This window comes from Caulobacter sp. FWC2, from assembly GCF_002742625.1.
Lineage (GTDB): Bacteria > Pseudomonadota > Alphaproteobacteria > Caulobacterales > Caulobacteraceae > Caulobacter.
Genome location: NZ_PEBF01000001.1, coordinates 4,435,430 through 4,460,848 on the forward strand (window position 1 = coordinate 4,435,430; position 25,419 = coordinate 4,460,848).

21 protein-coding genes and 2 pseudogenes are annotated in these 25,419 nt (G+C 68.7%); 4 read left to right on the plus strand and 19 right to left on the minus strand.

Annotated elements, in window-relative coordinates; genetic code table 11:
• Nucleotides 1–104: 104 nt before the first annotated feature.
• Together CSW62_RS20980 and CSW62_RS20985 are read left to right on the plus strand one after the other, a co-directional pair.
• Nucleotides 105–3,290, plus strand: coding sequence for a carboxyl transferase domain-containing protein (locus tag CSW62_RS20980; RefSeq protein WP_099581211.1), 3,186 nt, complete (start codon nt 105–107; stop codon nt 3,288–3,290).
• A gap of 52 nt (nt 3,291–3,342) precedes the next feature.
• Entirely contained in the window at nt 3,343–4,083 is a 741-nt protein-coding gene (locus CSW62_RS20985) for a hypothetical protein (protein WP_099581213.1), read from the plus strand.
• Here CSW62_RS20985 and CSW62_RS20990 read toward each other — a convergent pair.
• The 5 genes from CSW62_RS20990 to CSW62_RS21010 form a co-directional block, all read right to left on the minus strand.
• Nucleotides 4,074–4,457, minus strand: a complete 384-nt coding sequence (locus tag CSW62_RS20990; RefSeq protein ID WP_099581215.1) for a hypothetical protein — start codon at nt 4,455–4,457, stop codon at nt 4,074–4,076. The genes CSW62_RS20985 and CSW62_RS20990 overlap by 10 nt on opposite strands.
• Before the next feature lie 145 nt (nt 4,458–4,602).
• Nucleotides 4,603–6,183, minus strand: a complete 1,581-nt coding sequence (gene serA, locus CSW62_RS20995; protein WP_099581217.1) for a phosphoglycerate dehydrogenase — start codon at nt 6,181–6,183, stop codon at nt 4,603–4,605.
• Nucleotides 6,184–6,328: 145 nt separating this feature from the next.
• Entirely contained in the window at nt 6,329–7,501 is a 1,173-nt protein-coding gene (locus tag CSW62_RS21000) for a phosphoserine transaminase (RefSeq protein WP_099581219.1), read from the minus strand.
• A 136-nt stretch (nt 7,502–7,637) separates the two neighbouring features.
• Nucleotides 7,638–8,078: a hypothetical protein gene (locus CSW62_RS21005; RefSeq protein ID WP_099581221.1), complete on the minus strand. Its 441-nt coding sequence runs from the start codon at nt 8,076–8,078 to the stop codon at nt 7,638–7,640.
• Between the two features lie 69 nt (nt 8,079–8,147).
• Entirely contained in the window at nt 8,148–8,480 is a 333-nt protein-coding gene (locus tag CSW62_RS21010; protein ID WP_099581223.1) for a hypothetical protein, read from the minus strand.
• 166 nt (nt 8,481–8,646) lie between these two features.
• Between CSW62_RS21010 and CSW62_RS21015 the strand changes: the two are divergent.
• Together CSW62_RS21015 and CSW62_RS21020 are read left to right on the plus strand one after the other, a co-directional pair.
• Nucleotides 8,647–10,552 (plus strand): annotated as a pseudogene (locus tag CSW62_RS21015) (ATP-binding protein).
• A 132-nt stretch (nt 10,553–10,684) separates the two neighbouring features.
• Complete coding sequence (locus tag CSW62_RS21020; protein ID WP_099581227.1) at nt 10,685–11,041, plus strand: hypothetical protein; 357 nt, start codon at nt 10,685–10,687, stop codon at nt 11,039–11,041.
• A gap of 9 nt (nt 11,042–11,050) precedes the next feature.
• Here the strand turns inward: CSW62_RS21020 and CSW62_RS21025 are convergent, their stop codons facing one another.
• The 14 genes and pseudogenes from CSW62_RS21025 to tolQ all read right to left on the minus strand — a co-directional run bounded on the left by CSW62_RS21025 (nt 11,051) and on the right by tolQ (nt 25,333).
• Complete coding sequence (locus CSW62_RS21025) at nt 11,051–11,872, minus strand: PhzF family phenazine biosynthesis protein (RefSeq protein WP_099581229.1); 822 nt, start codon at nt 11,870–11,872, stop codon at nt 11,051–11,053.
• 76 nt (nt 11,873–11,948) lie between these two features.
• Nucleotides 11,949–12,533, minus strand: coding sequence for a nucleotidyltransferase family protein (locus CSW62_RS21030; RefSeq protein WP_099581231.1), 585 nt, complete (start codon nt 12,531–12,533; stop codon nt 11,949–11,951).
• Nucleotides 12,533–13,360: a bifunctional hydroxymethylpyrimidine kinase/phosphomethylpyrimidine kinase gene (thiD, locus tag CSW62_RS21035; protein WP_099581233.1), complete on the minus strand. Its 828-nt coding sequence runs from the start codon at nt 13,358–13,360 to the stop codon at nt 12,533–12,535. Before thiD ends, CSW62_RS21030 begins: the two co-directional genes overlap by 1 nt.
• 171 nt (nt 13,361–13,531) lie before the next feature.
• On the minus strand, nt 13,532–14,347 hold the full coding sequence (gene folP / locus CSW62_RS21040) for a dihydropteroate synthase (protein WP_099582395.1): 816 nt from the start codon (nt 14,345–14,347) through the stop codon (nt 13,532–13,534).
• Nucleotides 14,348–14,363: 16 nt separating this feature from the next.
• On the minus strand, nt 14,364–16,391 hold the full coding sequence (locus CSW62_RS27120) for a PAS domain-containing protein (RefSeq protein ID WP_369827557.1): 2,028 nt from the start codon (nt 16,389–16,391) through the stop codon (nt 14,364–14,366).
• Between the two features lie 27 nt (nt 16,392–16,418).
• Nucleotides 16,419–16,850: pseudogene (locus CSW62_RS27540) on the minus strand (hybrid sensor histidine kinase/response regulator); the annotation flags it as partial.
• Between the two features lie 150 nt (nt 16,851–17,000).
• Entirely contained in the window at nt 17,001–18,884 is a 1,884-nt protein-coding gene (gene ftsH / locus CSW62_RS21050) for an ATP-dependent zinc metalloprotease FtsH (RefSeq protein WP_099581235.1), read from the minus strand.
• Nucleotides 18,885–18,962: 78 nt separating this feature from the next.
• Nucleotides 18,963–20,180 carry a tRNA lysidine(34) synthetase TilS gene (gene tilS / locus CSW62_RS21055; RefSeq protein ID WP_099581237.1) on the minus strand — a complete coding sequence of 406 codons (1,218 nt, stop codon included), beginning with the start codon at nt 20,178–20,180 and terminating at the stop codon, nt 18,963–18,965.
• Nucleotides 20,171–21,043: a tol-pal system protein YbgF gene (gene ybgF / locus CSW62_RS21060; RefSeq protein ID WP_099581239.1), complete on the minus strand. Its 873-nt coding sequence runs from the start codon at nt 21,041–21,043 to the stop codon at nt 20,171–20,173. The genes tilS and ybgF overlap by 10 nt, the downstream gene beginning before the upstream one ends.
• Before the next feature lie 76 nt (nt 21,044–21,119).
• The gene (gene pal / locus CSW62_RS21065; protein WP_099582397.1) at nt 21,120–21,686 is read right to left on the minus strand and encodes a peptidoglycan-associated lipoprotein Pal; all 567 of its coding nucleotides are present in this window, start codon (nt 21,684–21,686) and stop codon (nt 21,120–21,122) included.
• Between the two features lie 193 nt (nt 21,687–21,879).
• A complete protein-coding gene (gene tolB, locus CSW62_RS21070) occupies nt 21,880–23,217 on the minus strand; it encodes a Tol-Pal system beta propeller repeat protein TolB (protein ID WP_369827511.1) in 1,338 nt (445 codons plus the stop codon).
• Between the two features lie 8 nt (nt 23,218–23,225).
• The gene (locus CSW62_RS21075; RefSeq protein ID WP_099581241.1) at nt 23,226–24,089 is read right to left on the minus strand and encodes an energy transducer TonB; all 864 of its coding nucleotides are present in this window, start codon (nt 24,087–24,089) and stop codon (nt 23,226–23,228) included.
• Between the two features lie 19 nt (nt 24,090–24,108).
• Nucleotides 24,109–24,630, minus strand: coding sequence for a biopolymer transporter ExbD (locus tag CSW62_RS21080; protein ID WP_099581243.1), 522 nt, complete (start codon nt 24,628–24,630; stop codon nt 24,109–24,111).
• 4 nt (nt 24,631–24,634) lie between these two features.
• Complete coding sequence (gene tolQ, locus CSW62_RS21085) at nt 24,635–25,333, minus strand: protein TolQ (RefSeq protein ID WP_099581245.1); 699 nt, start codon at nt 25,331–25,333, stop codon at nt 24,635–24,637.
• Nucleotides 25,334–25,419 lie beyond the last annotated feature (86 nt).

The following is a 25,419-nucleotide window of genomic DNA, read 5'->3' on the forward strand; positions in this document are numbered from 1 at the left end:
TTGTTCCACTTTTGTTCTGATCTTGTGAAGGGGGAGAGTCAAGCCTTGGAGAGTCGGGCGGGACCGGCCAAAGTGTCTCAAACGGCCGTATGAAGAGAGCCTCCATGTCCTTGTCCCGCGTCCTGATCGCCAACCGTGGCGAGATCGCCGTCCGCATCGCCCGCGCGGCGGCGGAGGCGGGGCTTGCGAGCGTGGCGGTCTACGCGACCGACGACGCGGGCAGCCCCCACGTGACGGCCGCAGACCAGGCGGTCGCCCTGCCCGGTCCGGGCGCGCGGGCCTATCTCGACATCGCCGCGATCGTAGCGGCGGCGAAGGCGCAGGGCTGCGACGCCCTGCATCCCGGCTATGGCTTCCTGTCCGAGAACCCCGCCCTGGCGCGAGCGTGCGCGGAGGCCGGGATCGTCTTCGTCGGCCCTTCGCCCGAGCATCTGGAGACCTTCGGCGACAAGGCCGCCGCCCGCGCGCTGGCGTCCGAGCGCGGCGCGCCGCTGATCCCCGGAACCGGCGCGATCGACCTCGACGCCGCCCGCGCCTTCCAGGCCGAGCACGGCGCCATCATGCTGAAGGCCCGGGCCGGCGGCGGCGGGCGCGGCATGCGCGCGGTGCTGGATCCCGGCGAGCTGGACTCCGCCTTCGCCGCCTGCGCGCGCGAAGCCGAGGCGGCGTTCGGCGACGGGGGGCTCTATGCCGAGAAGCGGATCGAACGGGCGCGGCACATCGAGGTGCAGATCGTCGGCGACGGATCCCGTGTCCTGGCGATCGGCGACCGCGACTGCTCGCTGCAACGCCGGAACCAGAAGCTGGTCGAGATCGCCCCGGCCGTCCTGCCCGAGGCTCTGCGGACCGAGCTTTGGAAACATGCCGAGACGCTGTGCGCCGGCTACCGCGGCCTGGCGACCGTGGAGTTCCTGATCGACGCCGATAGCTATGAGGCCTTCTTCCTGGAGGTCAATCCGCGCCTGCAGGTCGAGCACACGGTGACGGAGGAGGTCACGGGGCTGGACCTGGTGCGGCTGCAGTTCGACCTGGCGGCCGGCCAGCCCCTGGACCTGGAGGCTCCCCCCGCCTTCGGCGTAGCCATCCAGGCGCGGATCAATGCCGAGACCCTGACCGCCGATGGCCTGGTGAAGCCTTCCAGCGGCACGATCGGCGTCTGGAGCCCGCCGGGCGGTCCGGGCGTGCGGGTCGACGCCGGCGTCGCGGCGGGGACGACGGTCGGCGGCGCTTACGACAGCCTGCTGGCCAAGGTCATCGCGCGCGGACGGACCCATGCCGAGGCCTCGGCGCGGCTCGACCGGGCGCTGGCGGAGTTCGCCATCACGGGCGTTTCGACCACCGCGCCGCTGGTGCAGGCGATCCTGGCGGCCGCGCCGGAGAGGCCGACCACGCGGTTCATTGAGGACCACGCCGCCGAGCTGGTCGCTGGCCTGCCGGAAGACAGCGCCGCCCAGACCTTCGAGACCCTGGACGGCGCGGTCACCGTCGCCGCGCCGCTTTCGGCCACGGTCGGTTCGATCGCGGTGGCCGAGGGCGATCTCGTCCGCCCCGGCCAGGCCCTCGCCGTGCTGGAGGCCATGAAGATGGAGCACCTGGTCCACGCCACGACCGGCGGACGGGTGCTGAAGATCGCCGCCGCGCCCGGCGCGACTGTCGCCGAGGGCCAGCCGCTGGTGTTCCTGGAGCCGGTCGAGATGGACGCGGCCGTCGCCGCCGAGGCCGTCGCCGAGGACCTCGACGCCATCCGCCCCGACCTCGCCGAGGTCATCGCCCGTCACCGCTACACCCTGGACGAGGCCCGTCCCGACGCCGTCGCCAAGCGCCGCAAGACCGGCCACCGCACGGCGCGGGAGAATATCGACGACCTGGTCGATCCCGGCAGCTTCCTGGAATACGGGGCCCTGGCCATCGCGGCCCAGAAGCGGCGGCGATCGACCGAGGACTTGATCGCGAGCACCCCCGCAGACGGGCTGATCACCGGCATCGGGACCGTCAATGGCGGCCTCTTCCCGGCGGACAAGGCGCGGACGGCGGCCCTGGCCTACGACTTCACGGTGCTGGCGGGCACGCAGGGGGCGATGAACCACCGCAAGTCCGACCGGCTGATGGCGGTGATCGCCGACCAGAAGCTGCCGGTCGTGTGGTTCGCGGAAGGCGGCGGCGGCCGGCCGGGCGACACCGACACCACGGCCGTGGCGGGGCTGGACGTGCCGACGTTCCGCAGCTTCGCCCAGCTGTCGGGCCTGGTCCCGAAGATCGCCATCGTCGCCGGCCGCTGCTTCGCCGGCAACGCCGCCATCGCCGGCCTGTCGGAGATCATCATCGCCACCCGCGACAGCAACCTCGGCATGGGCGGGCCGGCGATGATCGAGGGCGGCGGCCTGGGGGTCTTCAAGCCCGAGCAGATCGGCCCGTCGGCGCACCAGTGGGCCAATGGAGTCATCGATATCCTGGCCGACGACGAGGCCCACGCCACCCGGCTGGCCAAGCAGGCCCTGTCCTATTTCCAGGGAACGCTGGCGACCTGGACCGCGCCCGACCAGCGGCGGCTGCGCAATGCGATCCCGGAGAACCGGCTGCGGGTCTATGATGTCCGCGCTCTGATCGCCGGCCTGGTCGACGAAGGTTCGTTCCTGGAGCTGCGCGGCGGCTTCGCGGCCGGCATGGTCACCGGCCTGATCCGCATCGAGGGTCGGCCGATGGGCCTGATCGCCAACGACCCGCGCCATCTGGGCGGGGCCATCGACTGCGAGGGGGCCGAGAAGGCCGCGCGGTTCCTGCAGCTGTGCGACGCCTTCGCCCTGCCGGTGCTCAGCCTGTGCGACACCCCCGGCTTCATGGTGGGGCCGGACAACGAGGACGCCGCCGCCGTGCGCCGGGTCAGCCGCCAGTTCATCGCCGGCGCCAAGCTGCGCAGCCCGCTCTTCACCGTCGTGACCCGCAAGGGCTACGGCCTGGGCGCCCAGGCCATGGCGGGCGGCAGCTTCCACGCGCCGGCCTTCATCGCCGCCTGGCCGACGGGCGAGTTCGGCGGCATGGGCCTGGAGGGCGCGGTCAAGCTGGGCTACCGAAAGGAACTGGAGGCCGAGACCGATCCCGCCAAGCAGAAGGCGCTCTACGACCAGCTCGTCGCCCGGCTCTACGCGGCCGGCAAGGCGACCAGCATGGCCGCCGCCCTGGAGATCGACGCGGTCATCGACCCGGCCGACACCCGGCGCTGGATCGTCGGCGGGCTGGACGCGGCGGCGGGGATGTCCAAGCCGTGGAGCGTGCGGGTGGACAGCTTCTGAGCATATCGGCACAGGTGTGCGAGACTAAGGCCTTCACGATTCGGCGGGGCGCATGAAGCCGGTCATCATTTTCCAGCCCGGCATGGTCGGCGACCTGTTCTTCATCCAGAAGATCGTCAAGACCTACGCCCAGGACGGCCGCCGCGTGATCCTGCCCGTGCTGCAAAAGCACCGATGGGTCTACGACACCCTGGTCATGCCGGCCAACGTCGAGACACCGATCCTCGACACGGAAAACTTCGATTTCCGCGACGAGATGATGTTCCTGCACGACAAGATCGCCCGCAGTCCGATCGAGGGGCCCAACTACACCTATCTGTCGCTGTTCTTCTCGTGGCGGTACGCGCCCGAACAGACCATGGACCTGAAGTACGAGGTCGCCGGCGTGGCGATGGACGACTGGGCCGACCACGTCGAACTTCGGCGCGACCGGGAGAAGGAAGAGCGCCTGTTCCGCGAACTGGGCCTGGATGACGGCGTTCCGTACTGTCTGATCAACGAGACTTGCAGCAGCCGCACCATCCCCTTCCCGCATCGCGCGCCCGAGAAGGAGGTGCGCCTGCGGTTCGTCGAGGGCTACAGCCTGGTCGACTGGAGCACGGTGATCGAGCGGGCGGCGCGGATCGCCTCGGTCGACACCTCACTGGTGCTGCTGGTCGAGATCCTGAAGATCCGCGGCGTGCCGCTGCACGTGGTGTCGCGCTACGAGCCGCCCAGCTTCCGGGAGCTGATCAACGTGCTGAAGCTGGAGTGGCTGTTCTACTTCCAGGCCGAGCATCTGGCCTACGCCTGATCGGGCGCCTGACGGGCGTCCAGCGCCTGGCGCACAAGGATCGGCCCGAAAAAGAAGCCGATCCCGCAGGTGTCGGCGACCACATCAAAAAAGTCCGCGTCGCGGCCGATGATCGGCAGGCCTTGCAGGATCTCGATGCCGATCCCGAAGCCCAGCAACACGAGCCCTATCTTCCAGAACCGGCTTTTAGGCAGGGCCGCCGTGGCCAGGAAGGTCAGGCCGTAGAAGACGATGAAGTGTTTGGCCTTGTCCCACGGGATCAGGCCCTGGGTGTCATCGCCCGGCGCCAGGGCGGCGTAGAGCGTGAAGACCACGGCGGCGACGAAGACCGCGAAGCCCAGCCGGTTGATCTTGCGAGCGGTGATCAGGGACATGGGGGCTTTCATGCTTCCCTCTCCCCTTGCGGGAGAGGGTGGCCCGAAGGGTCGGGTGAGGGGTGGCACGGACAGCTCGGCGCAACCCCTCATCCGTCATCCTGCGGATGACACCTTCTCCCGCAAGGGGAGAAGGGTTCCAATCCTAGAACGTCAGCGCGCGCGCTTCCTTCACGTGCGGCAGGGCCTGGATCTTGGCCAGCAGGTCGGCGGCCGGCGCCTGGTCGACGCCGACCAGGGCGATGGCGTCCTCGTCGGCCGAGACGCGGCCCAGGTTGAAGGTGGCGATGTTGACGCCCGCCTCGCCCAGCAGCATGCCCAGCGCGCCGATGAAGCCCGGCTTGTCCAGGTTGTTGATATAGAGCATGGCCGGCGAGAAGGCCGCGTCCAGCTCCATGCCCTTGACCTCGACGACGCGCGGGGCGCCGGCGATCACCGTGCCGGCGAAGCTGCGCTTGCCCTTCTCGGTGGTGATGGTCACGCGCATCAGGCTGTCATAGGTGGGGCTGACTTCCTGGCGGCTCTCCGAGACGGTGATGCCGCGATCCTTGGCGATGGCCGGGGCGGAGACCATGTTGATCTCGGCCAGCATCGGCTTCAGCACGCCGGCCAGGGCGGCCGAGGTCATCGGCTTGACGTTGAGGTTGGCAACCTCGCCCTCGAAGGCGATGTCGATCGCGGTGATGCCGAAGTCGACCATCTGGCCGGCCAGGGCGCCGATCTTCTCGGCCAGGGCCACGTACGGCTTCAGCTTGGGGGCTTCTTCCGCGGTGATCGAGGGGCTGTTGAGGGCGTTGGTGACGGCGCCGGTCAGCAGGTAGTCGCTGACCTGCTCGGCCACCTGCAGGGCCACGTTCTCTTGCGCTTCCGAGGTGCTGGCGCCCAGGTGCGGGGTGGCCACGACGCGGTCCGAGCCGAACAGCGGGTTTTCCTTGGCCGGCTCGGTGACGAAGACGTCGAAGCCGGCGCCGCCGACATGACCGCTGTCGAGCAGGGCGCGCAGGGCGACCTCATCGACCAGGCCGCCGCGCGCGCAATTGACGATCAGCACGCCCTTCTTGGTCTTGGCCAGGGCCTCGGCCGACAGGATGTTGCGGGTCTTGTCGGTCAGCGGGGTGTGCAGGGTGATGACGTCGGCGCGGGCCAGCAGATCGTCCAGCTCGACCTTCTCGACGCCCATCTCAACAGCGCGCTCGGGGCTGAGGAACGGGTCGTAGGCCACGACCTTCATCTTCAGGCCGAGCGCCCGGTCGGCGACGATGCCGCCGATGTTGCCGGCGCCGATCAGGCCCAGGGTCTTGGCGTACAGCTCCACGCCCATAAAGCGGTTCTTCTCCCACTTGCCGGCCTGGGTCGAGGCGTCGGCGGCGGGCAGCTGGCGGGCCAGGGCGAACATCATGGCGATGGCGTGCTCGGCCGTGGTGATCGAGTTGCCGAAGGGCGTGTTCATCACGACGATGCCCTTGGCCGTGGCGGCCGGGATGTCGACATTGTCGACGCCGATGCCGGCGCGGGCGATGACCTGCAGCTTGTGGGCGGCGGCGATCACGTCCTTGTCGAGCTTGGCGCCCGAGCGGATGGCGATGCCGTCATAGTCGCCGATCACGGCGATCAGCTCGTCCTTGGACAGGCCGACCTTGATGTCGAAGTCGACGCCACGGTTCTTGAAGATGTCGACGGCGGCGGGGCTGAGCTTGTCAGCGATGAGAACGCGGGGAGCGGTCATGGAGGATTTCCTTGCGGAGAATGGGGTGCGGAGAAGCCCCCTCCGTCGGCTTCGCCGACACCTCCCCCATGAAGGGGGAGGAAGCCGGTTACTCCTCCCCCTTCATGGGGGAGGTGGCCCGAAGGGCCGGAGGGGGTCTGATGACTTAAGCGGCGGCCAGTTCGGCCGAGACGGTAGCGAAGGCCCAGTCGAGCCAGGGCGTCAGGGCTTCCAGGTCGGAAGCCTCCACCGTGGCGCCGCACCAGATGCGCAGGCCGGCCGGGGCGTCGCGATAGCCGCCGATGTCGAGGGCCGCGCCCTCTTTCTCGAGCAAGCTGGCCAGCTTCTTGGCGAAGTCGGCCTGGGCGTCTTCCGGCAGGGCGGCGATCTTGGGATCGACCACCTTCAGGCACACCGAGGTATTGGAGCGGATGTCCGGCGTAGCCGCCAGGAAGTCCACCCACGGGGTCTTGGCGACCCAGTCGGCCAGCACGGCCAGGTTCTGGTCGGCGCGGCCCTGCATGGCTTGCAGACCGCCGATGGACGAGGCCCACTTCAGGGCGTCCAGGGCGTCTTCCACGCAAAGCATGGAAGGGGTGTTGATGGTCGCGCCTTCGAAGATGTCGAGGGAAACCTTGCCGCCCTTGGTCATGCGGAACAGCTTCGGCATCGGCCAGGCCGGCGTGTAGCTTTCCAGGCGGGCCACGGCGCGCGGCGACAGGATCAGGATCCCATGCGCGCCTTCGCCGCCCAGGGCCTTCTGCCAGGAGAAGGTCACGACATCCAGCTTGGCCCAGTCCAGGTCCTGGGCGAATGCGGCGCTGGTGGCGTCGCAGATGGTGATGCCTTCACGCTCGGCGGAGATGAAGTCGGCGTTGGGGACGCGCACGCCCGAGGTCGTGCCGTTCCAGGTGAAGACCAGGTCCTTGGCCGGATCGACCTTGGTCGTGTCGGGCAGCTGGCCGTACGGGGCGATGAGCACCTCCACGTCGGGCAGCTTGAGTTGCTTGGTGACGTCCGTGACCCAGTCCTTACCGAAGGACTCGAAGGCCATCAGTTGCACGGGGCGAGCGCCGAGCATCGACCACATGGCCATCTCGACCGCGCCGGTGTCCGAACCGGCGACGATGCCGATCAGGAAGTCGGCGGGGACTTCCAGCACTTGCCGCGTCTGGTCGATGGCGGCCTTCAGGCGCGCCTTGCCCAGCTTGGAGCGGTGCGAACGGCCCAAGACAGCATTTCTGAGATTTTCGGGGGTCCAGCCAGGGCGCTTGGCGCAGGGGCCGGAAGAGAACTCGGGGCGAGCCGGGCGGATCGCCGGCTTGGCGAGGGTCGTCATATCGATGTCTCCCATCCTTACAGATGGACTGCATCCCGTTGGGGGGATGTGGCCCGCCGGCGAAGAACCGCGTTTCGCCTCGGATTGCAAGGGGAGATTTTTGCGGAACGCAGGACGTTTCGTCCGGCTGCGGCAATTATTTTGCCTCAGCGGTCGCCTTCCGACGCCGGGTCCAGACCAGGACCGTCCCAGCAGCCAGGCTGAGCAGGACGCCCAGGCTGACGAGGTTGTTCACCATGGCGTAGAAGTTGTCGTAGCGCTTGCCGGCGACCAGATAGTAGGCGTGCAGGCTGAACTGAACCGCTTGCAGCAGGACCGCCACCCCGACCCAGGCGCGGGCGAATCTGAGGGCCAGAACCAGCAAGCCCAGCGCCAGCGCACCGTCCAATAGCAGGTAGGCGCCGCGGGTCAGCTCACGGCTGGGAAGCTGGTCAGCCAGCGCGAAGCTGACGGAAACGCCGAAAACGAGCATGCCGCCCAGGCGCTCGGCCTGCTCGCCCCAGCGCCATGCTGCGAAGCAGACGCTGGTGATGAGCAGCCAGCCAATCAGAACGACTAGTTGGAAGTGCGCATGCATGACTTGGGCCTCTAACCGAAATTAGAGGCCCAAGGTATTAAACTATTGCAATGTGCTCTTACGGGGCCTTCAGACCGCAGTGCGCATGCCCGCAGTCCTGGGAGTTTCATCCTCCTTGCCGATCACGCCGCCGAGGCGGGTGCGGATACCGACGCGCAGACGCGTCTCATCCAGCTGGGTGTGAGCCTCGACGATCGCGGTCCGCGCCGTCGCCAGAGCCTGGACGGCTTCCGCGAACTTGGCGCTGACGCCGTTCCCCACCGTCGCCGACAGGTTCAGGTCCTTACGGGCCTGAATCAGCTCGGCCATCATTTCCGTGACTTCGACCATCGCCGCGTCCACCGCAGCTTCGGTTGCGAACAGCTTGTTGGCCACTCGCTGAGCGACAAAAACCTTTTCCAAACCCGCCTCCTTAACGAAACACTAAGAAGAAAGGTAAATAGATTGTTAATGCAAAAGCAATCAGGAAAATGCGCCTTAGCGTTGTTTTGTCGCGCTACTAACCCTCCCCCTCACTCGCCTTGGAAGCGAACCGTTAGGAACCTTGCGGCACACTGTCGCAACAGTAATGAATACCTGGACGTGGGATGACCAACATCCACAACTATAGCGGGTCCACACACGCACCGCTGCAGGCGCGCATCGCCGGCGTCGCCTTGGCCACGACCGTGCTGGCGCTGGTCGCCGCCTGCCTGTGCTTCATGCTGCAGCAATGGAGCGTCGCGCGGCAGGAAGCCCGCGCCAATCACGAGATCCTGGCCCAGATGGCCGCCGCCGGCGCCGCTGCGCCGCTGGCGGATCACAACATGGTCGGCGTCTATCGCGCCCTGGAAGCGGTGGCCAAGGCCCCCAGCGTCGCGGGCGTGCGCATCGTCGACACCCAGGGCCGCGTCGTCGCCCAGTTGGGCGAGTCCAACCCGGCCGACACCGACACCCTGTCCCATCCCATTCGTCTCGGCTCTCAGAATGTCGGCGCCCTTGTGCTGCTGGCCGAGCATCCGGGCCTGGGCCAGACCCTGGCCCGCGACCTGGCCCTGACCGGCGCCCTGTTCTTCGGTGCGGCGGGCCTGGCGATTCTTCTGGCCAACAGCCTGGCGCGCCGCCTGGCCCGACCGATGGAGCGCCTGTCGGAAGCCATGCACGAGACCGCCGTCGGCGGCCGGTTCAAGGCCGTCGAGCAGACGTCCGACGACGACGTCTTCCAGAGCCTGACCGACAGCTTCAACCACCTGGTGTGCCGGCTGGAAGCCAATGACCACGACCTGCGCGGCGCCATGGCCGAGCTGGTCAAGGCGCGCGACGACGCCAACGCCGCCAACGTCCTGAAGTCCCACTTCCTGGCCAATATGAGCCACGAGATCCGCACGCCGCTGAACGGCGTGCTGGCCATGGCCGAGCTGATGGCCATGGACAAGATGAGCGACACCCAGCGCGAGCGCCTGAAGGTGATCCGCGAATCGGGCGCGGTGCTGCTGGGCGTGCTGAACGATGTGCTGGACCTGTCCAAGATCGAGGCCGGCCGCCTGGAGATCACCGACCGACCGTTCGATATCGCCCAACTGGCCCAGTCGATTCGCGAGACCTACGCGCCCCAGGCCCGCGACCGGGGCCTGGCCTTCGAGGTCGCCGTCGCGCCCGAGGCGCAGGGCCTGTGGCGCGGCGACTCCGACCGCCTGCGCCAGATCCTGGGCAACCTGATCGCCAACGCCCTGAAGTTCACCCTGGAAGGCGCGGTCGCCGTACGCTTCGCCTCGGCCGAGGACGGCTCGGGCCTGCGCATCGATGTGGCCGACACCGGCATCGGCATTTCGCCCGAGATCCTGCCGCGCCTGTTCGACAAGTTCGTCCAGGCCGACAGCTCGACCACGCGCCGCTTCGGCGGCTCGGGCCTGGGCCTGGCCATCTGCCGCGAGCTGGCGGCGCTGATGGACGGCTCGATCAAGGTCCAAAGCCGCGAAGGCCGTGGCTCGACCTTCACCGTCCTGCTCTCGCTTCCCCGCGAGGAAGCGATCGTCGACGTCCACTATATCGACGACGACCACGCCGCCGCGCCGGAGGCCGCCCCGGCCGAGACGGCCCGCCTGCGCGTGCTGGCCGCCGACGACAATCCGACCAACCAGAAGGTCGTCGCCGCTGTCCTGGCCCCGCTCAACGCCGAGGTGACCACGGTCGCCGACGGCCGGGCCTGCGTCGAGGCCTGGCGGGCCGGCACGTTCGACATCGTGCTGATGGACATCCACATGCCCGTCCTGGACGGGGTCGAGGCCGCCAGGGCCATCCGCGCCCTGGAAAGCGAACAGGGCCGCGTCCGCACGCCGATCATCGCCGTCACGGCCAACGCCCTGGCCCACCAGGTCGAGGACTATCTGGCGGCCGGCATGGACGGCCACGTGGCCAAGCCGATCGAGGTCACCAAGCTCTATGACGCGATCCAAGCGGCCATGACCGCCGCGCGCCTGGCCCAGGCGGCCTAAGTCGGTCCCTCGACACAAGATGAACAGAACATAACGAGCGGCTCAGAACCGCTTCAGGCTGCGCGTGTTTCTCTTAGCTCAACGTCGCTTCCCCCGGAGTGACGGGACAAGTTTCAGAGAGGAACCGAACCAATGAAAAAGATCCTGATCTCGATCGCCGCGGTCTCGGCCCTGTCGGCCGCCGCCGTTCCCGCCATCGCCTCGGCCCAGTCGGTCAACGACCGCCAGGCCATGCTCGACCGCCGCATCGACATCGGCGTGCGCAACGGCTCGCTGAGCCGTGGTGAAGCCTACCGCCTGCGCGCCGAACTGCGCGACACCGAGCGCCTGGAGCGCCAGTATCGTCGCGGCGGCCTCAGCGGCTGGGAGCGCGCCGACCTGGATCGCCGCTTCGACCGCATCAGCGCCCAGATCCGCTACGAGCGCCACGACCGCGACTACGGTTACGGCTATGGGGATCGTGACCATCGCGGCCCGAACCGCTGGTAGTGGCTTAAGCTAGGCCGGCTCCACCCGGAGCCGGCTCTCCACCACCGTGAAGCCGCGGCCGCGCAACAGAACGCGCGCGCCGCGGCTTTCGCATTCCAGGTCCCCGCCCCGACCGGGATAGGCCTGATGGAATTTCAGCGGGCTGTTCTCCAGCTTGTACTCGTAGAGCGGCGTCAGGATGCAGTGCGCCGAGCCCGTGGTCGGGTCCTCAGGGATGCCGAAGCCCGGCGCGAAGAAGCGGCTGACCACGGCGTAGGGCTGGCCGAGATCGGCAGTCGCGACGACCACCGTCTGGCCAGGACCGCCGGTCGCCTCACCCTCGATCCGCTTGATCGCGGCGAGATCGGGCTTCAGGCCGCGCACCGTCGCCTCGCTGTCCATCACCGCGATAAGATAGGCCCCGGCCCAGACCTCGACAGGTTCAGCGCCCAGCGCTTCGGCCAGACCCGCCGGGACCTCGGTCCGGCGCGGCGGATCGGCCGGGAAGTCCATCTCCAGCCCCTCGCCCGTCCGCTTGACCGTCAAGGCCCCCGAAAGCGTGTCGAAGGTCAGCAACGGGACGTCGACGCCCAGCTCTTCGAACAGGGTGTGCGCCGCCGCCAGGGTGGCGTGGCCGCACAGCGGGGCCTCAAGGGCCGGCGTGAACCAGCGCAGGCCGTAGCGCGCCGGGTCGTTCGTCTTCAGCAGATAGGCCGTCTCGGCCTGGTTGTTCTCGGCCGCCAGGGCTTGCATCCACGCGGCGGAAGGCCAGGCGTCAAAGGGTTCGACCACACAGGCTGGATTGCCCTTGAACGGGCCGCTGGCGAAGGCGTCGATGGTCCACTGGCGCATAGCGATCTCCCAAGCTGGACATCGCTGTTATGCGCGGCGGAAGCGGCGAGCAAAGGCTTTATTGTCCCGGTGACAATCAGCCCTCGATGCTGATCTCCGGCCAGCGCGCCTTGGCCGAGCCCGTGGTCCGGTCCCAGCCGCCCGCGCCCTTGACGCGGAGCGGATTGGGCCGCAGGCGCATGGCGAACAGGTCCTCAAGCCCGAACGGCGCCCAGACGCTCAGGGAGTCATCGTCCTCGAGCCGCACGCCGACGCAGAAGGCGGTGGCGACGAAGCGCTTCAGGGCCGCGGCGCTGTCCTCCAGCGGCGGATAGGGCTCGTCGGCGCCGAACTTCTTCTCGAACCACAGATGCACGCGAGCCTGGTTGCGAACCTCGACCAGCTCGCGCAGCGGCGGCGCAAAGGCGGCCGCGACACGCTGGATGACCACGTCCTCGGCCTCGTAGCTGGTGTCGCTGTCGTCGTGATAGGCGACGTCGTAGTCCTTGATGCCATAGGCGGGATCCCGGCCGGTCAGGGCGTTCCAGACGGGCTGATAGACCGCGCCGGAGAAGATCATCCAGTCGGGCAGATCCAGGTCGCGGACGGTGCGCAGCACCTGCCAGGTCGTGGGGGTGGCGCGGACGATCTCGCGCAGGCGGTCTTCCAGCGTGTTCGTCATCAGCGCAGCGTCCAGCCGTGGTCGAGGGGGCCATGACCGGCGCCGAACCCCGGCGCGCGCAGCATGGCCTCGTGGACATAGTTCCAGGCGCGGGCGACGGCCTCGTTCAGCGACAGCCCCTGCGCCAGCCCGGTCGCGCAGGCCGAAGCGAGCGTGCAGCCCGTGCCGTGGGTGTGGCGGGTCTCGATCCGCTCGCCCTCGAAGGTGGTCTCGCCCTCAGGAGTCATCAGCACGTCGACGACGCGGTCGCCCCCTCCTTCTCCAAGAAGCACGTGACCACCCTTCATGAGCACCGCCTTGGCGCCCATCGTCAGCAAGGCCTCGCCGGCTCGGCGCAGGTCGTCGGTGGTCTCGACCGTCAGCCCGGTCAGGGCGGCGGCTTCGGGCGCGTTGGGCGTCAGCAGGGCCGCGCGCGGGATCATCAGGCTTTTAACCGCGCCGATCGCGGCGTCGGCCAGCAAGGAGGCTCCGCCCTTGGCGATCATCACCGGGTCGACGATGACGGGAATCTTGCCCGCGTGATCGATCGCGGCGGCCACGGTCTCGACCACGCCGACGTCGCCCAGCATGCCGGTCTTGATCGCGTCGGCGCCGATGTCGTCCAGCACCGCCCGGGCCTGGGCGGCGATCACGTCCAGCGGGATCGGGTGGACGCCGGTGACGCCCAGGGTGTTCTGCACCGTCACGGCGGTGACCGCCGTGGCCGCGTAGCCGCCCAGGGCGGTGATGGTCTTGATATCGGCCTGGATCCCCGCGCCGCCGCCGGAATCCGATCCGGCGATGACGAGGACGCGGCCCAGGAAAGCGTTGGCAGGTGCGTCTGACATGCAACGTTCTTAGGGGGGAATCGGATGACCGGAAACTCCCTTCCCCCTTGATGGGGGAAGGGTTGGGGATGAGGGTGACTTACGGAGCCGGCGACCGCGCCCAGCATCAACCGCCCTATTCACCCCCACCCCTGCCCCTCCCCCATCAAGGGGGAGGGAAAGCGCTCTGTTCTAGGCGCCGGCGATCGCCGCCTGCACGTCCAGGGCCTGGACTGTCTCGCGCACGTCGTGGACCCGCACCGCCGCCACGCCGGATGCCGCGCCGGCCAGGTGCGCGGCGAGCGAGCCGCCAAGACGATCCGTGGCCTCGCCCGCCGACGGGTCGAGCCCGGCGATAAAGCGCTTGCGGCTGGCCCCCAGCAGGATCGGATAGCCCAGGGCCACGAAGCGCGGCAGGGCCTTCAGCAAAGCCAGGTTGTGGGCCACCGTCTTGCCGAAGCCGATGCCCGGATCCAGCCAGATCTTCTCCTTGGCCACGCCTGCGGCCATGGCCGTGAAAGCCCGCGCCAGCAGGAAGGCCTCGACCTCGGCGACCACGTCATCGTAGCGCGGGTCGTCCTGCATGGTCCCCGGCTGGCCCAGCATGTGCATCAGCACGACCTCGCAGCCTAGCTCGGCGGCGACCTCGGGCGCCTCGGGCGAGAAGCGCAGGGCGGCCACGTCGTTCCACAGGCTCGCCCCGGCCCTGACGGCCGCGCGCGCGACGCCGGGCTTCATGGTGTCGATCGAGATCGGGATGTCGCTGGCCGCACGGATCGCCTCGATGATCGGGACCACGCGCAGGATCTCGTCGAACTCCGAGACCGGGGCCGCGCCCGGCCGGGTGCTCTCGCCGCCGATGTCGAGGATGTCGGCGCCCTGGGCGATCAGCCGGCGCGCATGTTCGATGCCGTCGGCGGCGCCGAGATACTTGCCGCCGTCGGAGAAGCTGTCGGGCGTGACGTTGACGATCCCCATGACGCGGGGCCGGGACGCGGGAGAGGCCATATTCATGGCCCTCCTCCTACGCCTCGCGCAGCATCCGGTCGACCCGGGCGGCCAGGTCGTTGACCGCGAAGGGCTTGGTCAGCACCTCCATGCCATGCTCGATGTGGCCGTGGTTCAGGACGGCGTTCTCGGCATAGCCGGTGATGAACAGCACCCGCAGGTCCGGCCGCAGCGCCCGGGCCCCGTCGGCGACCTGGCGACCGTTCAGCCCACCGGGCAGGCCGACATCGGTGATCAGCAGGTCGATCTTGGCGTTGGACTGCAGGATCCGCAGGCCGGAAGCCCCGTCCTGAGCCTCCAGGCAGGCGAAGCCCAGCTCGGCCAGGGCGTCGACGACCAGCATCCGCACGGTCGGCTCGTCGTCGACCACCAGCACCGTCTTGCCGGCCGGAACCACCGGTGGGCCGATGACGGGCTCGGGCGTCACGTCACCCTGCTCCGCGCCCAGGTGGCGCGGCAGGTACAGGCAGACCATCGTCCCCTGCCCGACCTCGGAATAGATCCGCACGTGACCGTTCGACTGGCGGGCGAAGCCATAGACCATCGACAGCCCCAGGCCCGTGCCCTGGCCGATCGGCTTGGTGGTGAAGAACGGGTCGAACACCCGCTCCAGCGTCGCCTTGTCGATGCCCGTGCCGGTGTCGCTGACACAGACCGAGACGTACTGGCCCGGCTCCAGCCCATGGTCACGGGCGGTGCGCGTATCGAGCCAGCGGTTGCCGGTTTCCAGCGTGATCTTGCCCCCGGTCGGCATGGCGTCGCGGGCGTTGATGCACAGGTTCAGCAGGGCGTTCTCGAGCTGGTTGGCGTCGACCAGGGTCGACCAAAGGCCCGTGGCGGCGATCATCTCGACCTCGACGCCGGGTCCCACCGTACGGCGCACCAGTTCGACGAAGTCGGCCAGCAGCCTGTTGATGACCACCGGCTTGGGGGCCAGGGTCTGGCGGCGCGAGAAGGCCAGCAGGCGATGGGTCAGGGACGCCGCCCGACGCGCCGCGCCTTGGCCGGCCGCCAGATAGCGCTCCACGTCCGACGTCCGCCCCTGGGCCAGCCGCGCCCCGATCATTTCGAACGAGCCCGAAATGCCGGCCAGCAGGTTGTTGAAGTCGTGGGCCAGCCCCCCGGTCAGCTGGCCGACCGCCTCCATCTTCTGGGCCTGGCGCAACGCTTCCTCGGTCTGGCGCAGGCGCTCCTGCTCGGCCAGACGCTCGGTGACGTCGTAGACGAACTGATAGGCCCCGACCTGCCGGCCGTCGGCGTCCAGCAGCGGGTGGAAGCGCATTTCGTAGTAACGACGCTCGCGTGACGGGTCGCCAAACTCGCCGATCTCGACGAAGGTCTCGCCGCGCAGCGCGCGCTCCCAGGCCGTTCGGATACCGGCTTGATGCGCGGGCTGATCGGCCAGCAGGGTCAGCATGTTGTCGCCGACCTGGGGGCGGACGCCGAACAGCCGCTGGAATTCGCCGGCCGAGGCGCCGTTGATGGCCAGCCAGTTCAGGTCCATGTCGGCGACCTGGACGAAGATGTTGGTCCCCTCGACGATGTCCGCCAGCAGCCGGCGCTCGGCCAGGGCCTCGGTCACGCGGGCTTCCAGCGTCTCGTTCAGCCGGCGCAGTTCGGCCTCGGCGCACTTGCGTGCGGTGACGTCCTGGAACAGCACCGCGACCTGCTTCAGCTCGGGCGGCTCGATGCGGAACGACGAGAGCGACAGGTGCCGGCCGGTGGCGACCAGCTCCTGTTCGAAGCGGATCGGCACGCCGGTGCGCAACACCGCGCCATACCGCTCGGCCCAGGCGTCGGCCTCTTCGCCGACGATCTCGCGCAGCGTCTGGCCCACGACATTGGGGATGCCCGCGTGACGCTCATAGGCCGAATTGGCCATGATGTGGATATAGTCGCTGAGCGGTCCATGCGGGCCGTCGAAGAACTCGATGACGCAGAACCCCTCGTCCATCGACTCGAACAACAGGCGATAGCGCTGCTGGTCGGCGTCCTGGGCCTGTTCGCGAAGCACACGGGCGGTGATGTCGTTGCAGACGCACATGACGCCCTCGACCGCACCGGTCTCGCCGCGCACGGGCGTGAACAACAGATTGCACCACGCCGGCTCGCCGTTCGGACGGATGAAGCCGACGCTCTCGCGCACCAGGCCTTCGCCGGCCTTGGCGCTGGCCAGCAGCGCCGCGCCCTCGGCGACCGGGAACACCTCGGCGAATCTCTGCCCCAGGGCCGCCGGGCCCGCCGCGCCCAGGAAGTCGCCGCCGGGCGCGTTGTAGAGGATAACTTCCTGATCGCCCCAGACCAGCACCGAAGGGATCGGCGCGTTCAGCACCATGGAAGCCGCCGCGCGCAGGGCGGGCGGCCAGGCGGCCAGCGGACCGAAAGCCGTCGTCGACCATTCGCGGGCCGCCACCGCGACCGCCATCTCGCCGCCTCCGGTCAGGAAGGCGGGGATCGACGACAGTTGGGTGGGCGAGCCTCGCGGCTCGTCAATCGCGCTCATGGTCTTCCGTCAAGCAGGTGGCCCCAGGCCACGCACGCGCGGCCAAGCTCCAACGATCGAACCGGCGTCGGGTTGCCGACAGACGGCGAAAAATCGGCAAGAAAAAAGCCGGCCCTTTCGAGCCGGCTTTGATCGTCTGAATAGGCCCGCTTAAGCGGTGACGCTGGCGGCCGCGCCCGGGGACAGCGGCACCAGGGACGGCGCGGTGACAGTTTCCTTGTTGCTCTCGTCCTCGTCGCGCTTGGGGACCTCGCCCTTCATGACGCCGATGATCTCTTCGCCGCTCAGGGTCTCGAACTCCAGCAGGGCCTTGGCGACCACATGCAGGTTGTCGAGCTCTTCGGTCAGGATCTTGCGGGCGTCGTCCTCGCCGCTCTTGACCAGGCGGCGGACTTCCTTGTCGATCTTGATCATCGTCTCTGGCGAGACGTTCTGGGTGCGGGCGACAGAGTGGCCGAGGAACACTTCGTCCTGGTTGTCGCCATAGGCCACGGTGCCCAGCTCGTCCGAGAAGCCCCAGCGGGTGACCATGTTGCGGGCCAGGCTGGTGGCGGCGCTGATGTCGCTGGACGCGCCCGAAGTGATCTTCTCCTTGCCGAAGATCAGCTCCTCGGCGACCCGGCCAGCCATCATGATGGCCAGGCGCGAGGTCATCATGTCGTAGCTCATCGAGTAGCGGTCGCCCTCGGGTAGCTGCATGACCATACCCAGGGCGCGGCCGCGCGGCACGATCGTGGCCTTGTGGACCGGATCGGCGACGGGAACGCGCAGGGCCACCAGGGCGTGGCCGCCCTCGTGATAGGCGGTCAGCTTCTTCTCGGCGTCGCTCATGGCCATCGAGCGGCGCTCGGCGCCCATCATGACCTTGTCCTTGGCCGCTTCGAAGTCGTGCATGGTGACCATGCGGCGGTTCTTGCGGGCCGCCAGCAGGGCGCCTTCGTTGACCAGGTTGGCCAGATCGGCGCCCGAGAAGCCCGGGGTGCCGCGCGCCAGCGTCTTGACGTCGACATCGGCGGCCAGGGGCACGTTTTTCATGTGGACGCGGATGATCTTCTCGCGGCCGGCGACGTCCGGATTGGGCACCACGACCTGACGGTCGAAGCGGCCCGGACGCAGCAGCGCGGGGTCCAGCACGTCCGGACGGTTGGTGGCGGCGATCAGGATGATGCCTTCATTGGCCTCGAAGCCGTCCATCTCGACCAGCAGCTGGTTGAGGGTCTGCTCGCGCTCGTCGTTGCCGCCGCCCAGGCCGGCGCCGCGGTGGCGACCGACGGCGTCGATTTCGTCGATGAAGATGATGCAGGGGGCGTTCTTCTTGGCCTGCTCGAACATGTCGCGCACGCGGCTGGCGCCGACGCCGACGAACATCTCGACGAAGTCCGACCCCGAGATGGTGAAGAACGGCACGCCGGCTTCACCCGCAACCGCGCGGGCGATCAGGGTCTTACCCGTACCGGGAGGGCCGACCAGCAGGGCGCCCTTGGGGATCTTGCCGCCCAGGCGCTGGAACTTGGCCGGATCCTTCAGGAAGTCGACGACCTCCTGCAGTTCTTCCTTGGCCTCGTCGACGCCGGCGACGTCCTCGAAGGTGATGCGGTTCTTGTTCTCGGTCAGCAGCCGGGCCTTGGACTTGCCGAAGCCCATGGCGCCTTTGGCGCCGCCCTGCATCTGGCGCATGAAGAACAGCCAGACGCCCACGACCAGCAGGATCGGCAGCAGCTGGACCACGATGGCCAGGAAGCTGATCGAGCCGCTCTTGAACTTCACGTCGGCGTTCTTGGCCACCATGCGGTTGACCAGCTCGTCGGAGTTCATGGGCGCGTTGACCGTCAGCACCTTGCCGTCTGCGCCCTTGGCCATGACGGTCTGCCCCGCGATCTCGGCGGACTTGATCTTGCCCGCATCGACGTCCTTGAGGAGTTGCGAGTAGCTGATCTCGCCGCCGCCCTTGGTGCGAGAGTTCTGACTGACGACGAAAACGCCTGCCAGCACCGCGACGATCACCAGCCAGATGGCCAGGTTCCGGAAATTCATACGCCTCGTCTTCCCAACGAATAGGTTCTTGACCTCCCAAGATAGGGAGTCATGCGCGCTTGCGCCATGGACGTGACATCAGGTCACGGATTCTTGGTCGATCCGACCGATCGCGGCCTTGAAACGATCCAGAACGAGCGGACGCGCGCACGCACCTCCTTCGGCTGCAAGGTCCGGGCCGTCAAGCGCGGGCGAATACGGGACCGCGGCGGGACCCACGATCAGCGGCAGGCTGGGACGGGCGGCGGCGGGGACGGCGGAGAGTTGGCCGCGCTGGCCGGGCGAAAGGCTGGCCGCCCTGCCCTTCAGGGCGAAGACGGTCAGCGGCGCGGTCCCGGCGGTGATCTCCCAGCGGCCGTCCCAGACGCCGGTCTGGCCGGGCGACAGGTCCAGCGGCGAGAGACCGCCCCGCGCGGTCTCGCCGGCGTCGCGGCAGATCAGGACATTATCGGCCGCCTCGACCCGCGCGCCCGACAGGGTGGCGGCGAAGGTCTCGTTGGCGCGCAGACGCTCGGCCAACCGCGCCAACCGCTCGCCGCGCGGCGGCCGTTCGGTCCCGGCGGCGCACAGCAGGGCGGCGGCCAGGTGAGCGGCGGCGACATCACGCGGCAACCGGATCGCGCCGGCGGGGTCGATCTGGAAGGCCGGCGGCGATGGCGGTGTGACCTGGGTCGGCGAGACCGCGTCGGGGTCTGAGGCCCTGGCCCGCGCTCGCGCATAGCGGAGGTCGTCGTTGGCCGGATCGTCCAGCCAGGTCTCGCCCTCGGCGGCCAGGGCCTGGCGGATCGCCTCGCGGGTCAGGCCTAGCAGCGGTCGCAGCAGGAAGACGCTTCGGCCTTCCGGCCAGACCGGCGACGGCGCCCATTGGCGGGGGTCGGAAACGGTGGAGCCCTCGGCCCGCATGGCCGCGCCCTCGGCTAGGTCGCTGGCGGTGTGGCCCAGCAGCAGGACCTTGGCGCCGGCCTCGCGCGCGGCTTCGGCGAGCAAGGCATGACGCGCGCGACGGGCGGCGGCGGGCAGACCGGTGGAAGGCTTGTCGCCGGTCCAGGCCAGCGCCTTGCCCTCCGCGCCCAGCGCCCGCGCCTTGGCGACGGCGTCGGCGGTCCAGCGCGCGCTGTCCGCCTGAAGCTGGTGATCGACGACGAAGGCGAGCACGCGCCGCTCGCCCGCCCAGTCCAGGACCGCCTTCAGCAGGAAGAGAGAATCGCCGCCGCCGGAAAAGCCGACGGCCAGCGGGGCGTTAGAAGTCCGATCGAGCCGCCGGTCGAGGGCGGCTCGAACCGCTTCTACGCGCACTTGGCCGCGACGCGGGTCGAGGCCGCGCGGGAGATGACCTGGCCCGGAGCCTTCGGATAGCGCTTGGACAGCTCGTCCAGGGTGCGGCAGGCCTCTGTGGTCTTCTTCAGAGCTACCATCGAGCGGGCCAGCTTCAGCGTGGCGTCCGGCGCCCAGCTGGTCTGCGGCCAGCCGCGGATCGCGCCGATATAGGCCCCGGCCGCGTCGGTATAGGCCTCGCGCACAAACAGGGTCTCGCCCTGCCAGTAGCGGGCCTCCGGCGCCTTGGCGCTGTCCGGATAGTTGTTCACATAGGCCGCGAAGGCCTGCTCGGCATTGGCGTAGTCGCCGGCCAACAACAGATCCTTGGCCTGCTTGAAGGCCACCGCCGGATCGGCCGGCGGCGCGGGCGGCGGCGGGGTCCCTCCGGCCAGGGCCATGCCTCCGGTTCCTTGGGCGCTGACTTGGGCGGCAGCGGCCGCCTGCATGTCGGCGATCGACTTCTCCAGGGCGGCCAGGCGCTGTTCAAGCAGATCGGCGCGCGCCTTCTGGTCGGCGGCGGCGCGGTTGGCCTTGGTCAGCTCGAAATTGGCGGCCTCGTTCTGGCCGTTCAGCCGGGTCAGGGTCTGTTCCAGGTCGCCGACGCGCTCGTTCAGGGCGGCGATCTGGGCGTCGGTCTCGGCCGGCTGCACGACCACGGGCTTACCGGTGTCGCGGCCCTGGAAGACGATCGACCGCAGTTCGCGGACCACCTTTTCCATGCGCTCGACGCGCTTGGCCGAGCGATCGTCCAGCGGATCCTCGGCGGGCAGCGGGGTCTGGGCGACAGCCACGGCGGCAGTCGAGGCGAACAGGACGGCGAGCAGAGCGGATTTCAGCTTCATGACCGTGATCTACCGATAGGACGCGGACAAAACTAGGGCGGCTACTCGTTTGAGCAGCCGCCCCAGGACTTACAGCTTAGCGGGCGCCGTCCGTGATGGCCGTGTGGCCGTTACGGTTCTTGGCCCACGACTCTTCGCTCGTGCCGCCATCGATCGGGCGTTCCTTGCCGAACGAGATTGTCTCGATACGAGCGGCGGCAACGCCTTGGCCGATCAGGAAGTCACGCACGGCGTTGGCGCGGCGGGCGCCGAGCGCCAGGTTGTACTCGCGGGTGCCGCGTTCGTCGGCATTGCCTTCGATGCGGATGCGGACCTGCGGATAGCGGTTCAGCCACTGAGCCTGGCCGGCCAGGACAGGCTGGGCGTCGGCGCGGACCGAATATTCGTCGGTGTCGAAATAGACGCGGTCGCCGACATTGACGACGAAGTCCTGAACCGAACCCGGCAGCACGCCGCTCGACACCGGCGGGGCCGGCGGCGGGGTGTAGGGCTGGCTCGGGGCGGTCGGCGTCGGTTCCTGCGCCGGCGCGACAGGCTGGGGCTTCGGACGCGAAGCGCAGGCGGCGAGCGAGGCTGCTGCCACGCCGACGAGCGCCAGTCTAATGGCGCGCTGGGTGTCGAAGCTCATCCAGTTTCTCCTCAGTCTACGAACTCTGGACCTGATCCATACCTGCGCAACGCTTGGAATGGACCCATGAAACGCCTGACGAAGCCTCACAATGATGTCAGAAGCTCGTCGGACGGTGATGATTCACTTCCGGCGCGAATAGACCACGGGCCGGAACCTGTGCCTTGAACGCCTGTGCTCCGCGCAAGTTGCCCGAAGGATGTGTCAATCAGTCCAGCAGCGGGGACCAGGCCGGGTCGGAGCCCGAGCCGCCATAGGCCGCCGGCCGCAGGATCCGGCCGGTGATGTCCACCGTCCAGAGCTTGGGATTGCCGGCCGAGCTCTCGCGGAAGAACATCAGCACCCGGCCGTTCGGCGCCCAGGTCGGGCCCTCGTCGAGATAGCTAGTGGTCAGCAGGCGCTCGTCGCTGCCATCGGGGCGCATGACGCCGATGTGGAACTCGCCGCCCGTCTGCTTGGTGAAGGCGATGAAGTCGCCGCGCGGGCTCCAGACCGGGGTCGTGTAGCGGCCGCCGCCATACGAGATGCGGCGCACGCCCGAGCCGTCGGTGTTCATCACATAGAGCTGGGCCTGGCCGCCGCGGTCGGAGTTGAAGGCGATCTTGGTCCCGTCCGGCGAGAACGACGGCGAGGTGTCGATGGCCGGGTCGGTGGTGATGCGGGTCGAAGACCGGCTGCGCAGGTCCATCAAATAGATGTCGCTGTTGCCGGCCTTCTCGACCGAGAACGCCACCTTGCTGCCGTCCGGGGAGAAGCGCGGCGCGAACACCATGCCCGGGAACTTGCCGACCGTTTCCTGGCGGCTGGTTTCCAGGTTCAGCAGGTAGATCGACGACCCCGTCGGCCGCAGGGCCATGTAGGTCAGCTCCTGGCTGGTCGAGCTGAAGCGCGGCGTCATGACGATGTACGAGCCGTCGGTCAGGTACTGCGGGTTGGCGCCGTCCTGGTCCATGATCGCCAGGCGCTTGACGCGGGCCAGCTTGGGGCCGCTCTCCGCGACGAAGGCCACGCGGGTGTCGAAATAGCCCTTCTCACCGGTCAGCCGCTCATAGACGGCGTCGCTGATCTTGTGGGCCACCCGGCGCCAGTTGTCCGGCGTGGACGAGAACTGCAGACCCAGCAGTTGCTGCTGGCTGAACACGTCCCACAGGCGGAAGTCGACGCGCAGGCCGCCATCGGGGCCGACCGTGACCTGGCCGTTGATCAGCGCCTGGGCGCCCGTGGCCTGCCAGTCGGGGAAACGCGGCTGGACGTTGACGTCCTGCAGCTTGTCCGGAACGCCCGCGACGTTCAGCGGCTGGAACAGGCCCGAGCGCTCGAGATTGCCGGTGATGACCTGGGCGATCTCGGCCCCGCGCGTCGTGCCCGAGAAGGCCGGCACGGCGATCGGAAGCGGCTTGACCGCGCCCGAGTTGATGTTGACCTCGATCTGCGCGGCGGCCGGGGTGACGAAGGCCGCGCCACTCAGCAGAGCGGCGACCATCAGCATCAGGGCCCGCATCCCTACAAAGGCTTTCTGGCGCATCGGAGCTTCCTTCTTCGTCATGCCAATCCTCAACGCGAACAGGCCTCTTTTGCGTTGAAGTTGAGGGCGATTTTCTGACCGTACAGGTCGGACGGCAGATAGGCGAACGGCGAAGCGGCGAACAGCGCCCGGATGGCGCGGTCCGAGGCCGCCTTCACGACGGGATTGGGCGAGGAGATGCCCGGCGATTCCGGCTGGCCGACGACGCGGCCGCCCGGGCCGATCACGAAGATCACGCGGACATTGACGTCGGAGCCGCCCTCGACCTCGCAGTTGGGGTTCCAGCGGTCCTGGACCTCGCCTTGCAAGCGGCCCAGGGCGGCGGCCGACAGGCCCGTCGCCGCGCCCATGGCCGGACGGGCCGAGACCGAGGTCTCCGCGCGGGCCGGGCCCTTCGGGGCGTTAGCGGTCGGCTTGCCCGTCGCCTTCTTGGACTTGGCGATCGAGGCTTCCAGCGAGGCGAAGAAGTCGGCCTCGGGCTTCTTGGCCGGAGTCGGCTTGGCCTGCGCGGGCGCCGGCGTCGCCTTCGCGGTCGGCGCGGGCTTGGGCGGCGGGGTCGGGGTCGGCGGCGCGGGCTTCGGCGTCGGTGTGGGCTTCGGCGGCGGCGCGGGCGCGGGCGTCGGCTTGGGCGCCGGTTCCGGAGCCGGCGGCTCCGGCGTGGCCTCGGGCGCGGGATCAGGCGTCTGGGCGGTCTGTTCCTCGGGCGCTTCCTCGGCGGGACGCACATTGGTCGGGCCGTTGGTGACGATGGTCACCGGCACCGATTCGCCGATGGTGATCGGCTTGGACTGCTTCCACGGCAGGCCGAACGCGATCAGCGCCGCCACCGCTCCGTGCAGCGCGATCGAGGCCAGCAGGCCTGGAGAGATCGGGGATTCACGGCGAGCGCTCATCAAGCTTTCCTGGCGGCCCCTATTGCGCCGGCCGCAGGTCGCTCGAGCCCTCCGGCTGAGCATCCTTCGGCGCCGCGCCCGTGGAGGGGCCGCCCGTCTCGGTGATCAGGTTGATCTTGTTGAAGCCGGCGTTCGACAGGCCCGCCATCACCTGGGCGACGACGGCATAGGTCGCCCCGCCGTCGGCGCGGACGAAGATCGGCTTGTCGTAGCCGCTGCCGGCGATCGCGGTCAGGCGCGGGGCCAGGTTCTGGAACGGGATCTCGGTCTCGCCGACGAAGATCTTGCCCTCGCGGTTGATCGAGACAGTGATGGGCTCTTCCTGGTTCTGCAGGGCGGCGGCCTCGGTCTTGGGCAGTTCCAGCGGCACGCCGGCGGTCAGCAGCGGCGCGCTGATCATGAAGATGATCAGCAGCACCAGCATCACGTCGACCAGAGGCGTGACGTTGATCTCGGACAGGGCCCCGCGCGAGCGGCGGCCGCGACGACGACGGCCCCGGCCGCCGCCCGTCGCGAAGGCGTCGTTGGACGACATCGCCATCGGTCTAGACCCGGTCCGACAGGCGACGCTGGATCGCGGTCGACAGGTCGTCGGCGAAGCCTTCCAGGCGGCCGGCGTACTTGCCCGCGTCGGTAGAGAACTTGTTGTAGGCGATATAGGCCGGGATGGCGGCGATCAGGCCGACGGCCGTGGCGAACAGCGCCTCGGCGATCGACGGAGCCACGACGGCCAGCGAGGTGTTCTTCGAGATCGCGATGTTCTGGAAGGCGTGCATGATGCCCCAGACCGTGCCGAACAGGCCGATGAACGGGCTGGCGGTGGCGACGATGGCCAGGCTGCCCAGGCCTTCCTCGACCTTGGCGTTCTCGCGGGCGATCTGGGCGTCCAGGATGCGGTCGATGCGGGCGATCAGGAAACCGGCCTGGTTCTCGCTCATCGCGCCCTTGGTCTTGGCGTCACGCCATTCCTTCAGCGCCGCCTGCAGCATGCGCGGCAGGGCGTGGCGCGGATTGGCCCCGGCCTCGCCCGCGACGTCCTCCAGCGAACGCCCGCCCGAGACCTGCTCCTCGAAGCGATCGGCGGCGCGGTTCAGGCCCGTGAAGCGAACCAGCTTGTCCAGGATCACGGCCCACGAGCCCAGAGACGCCAGGATCAGACCGATCATCACGGCCTTCACGACCCAGTCGGCCTGCATGAACAGGGCGAAGAACGAGAAATTCGGGGCGGCTGCCGAGGCGTCCATGCGGGTTATGGCTCCGTTGGGGCGTCTTAAGTACAATTCTACATTTGGAGCGTGACGGTCGCCAAAACCGGTATCCACTTTTGGCT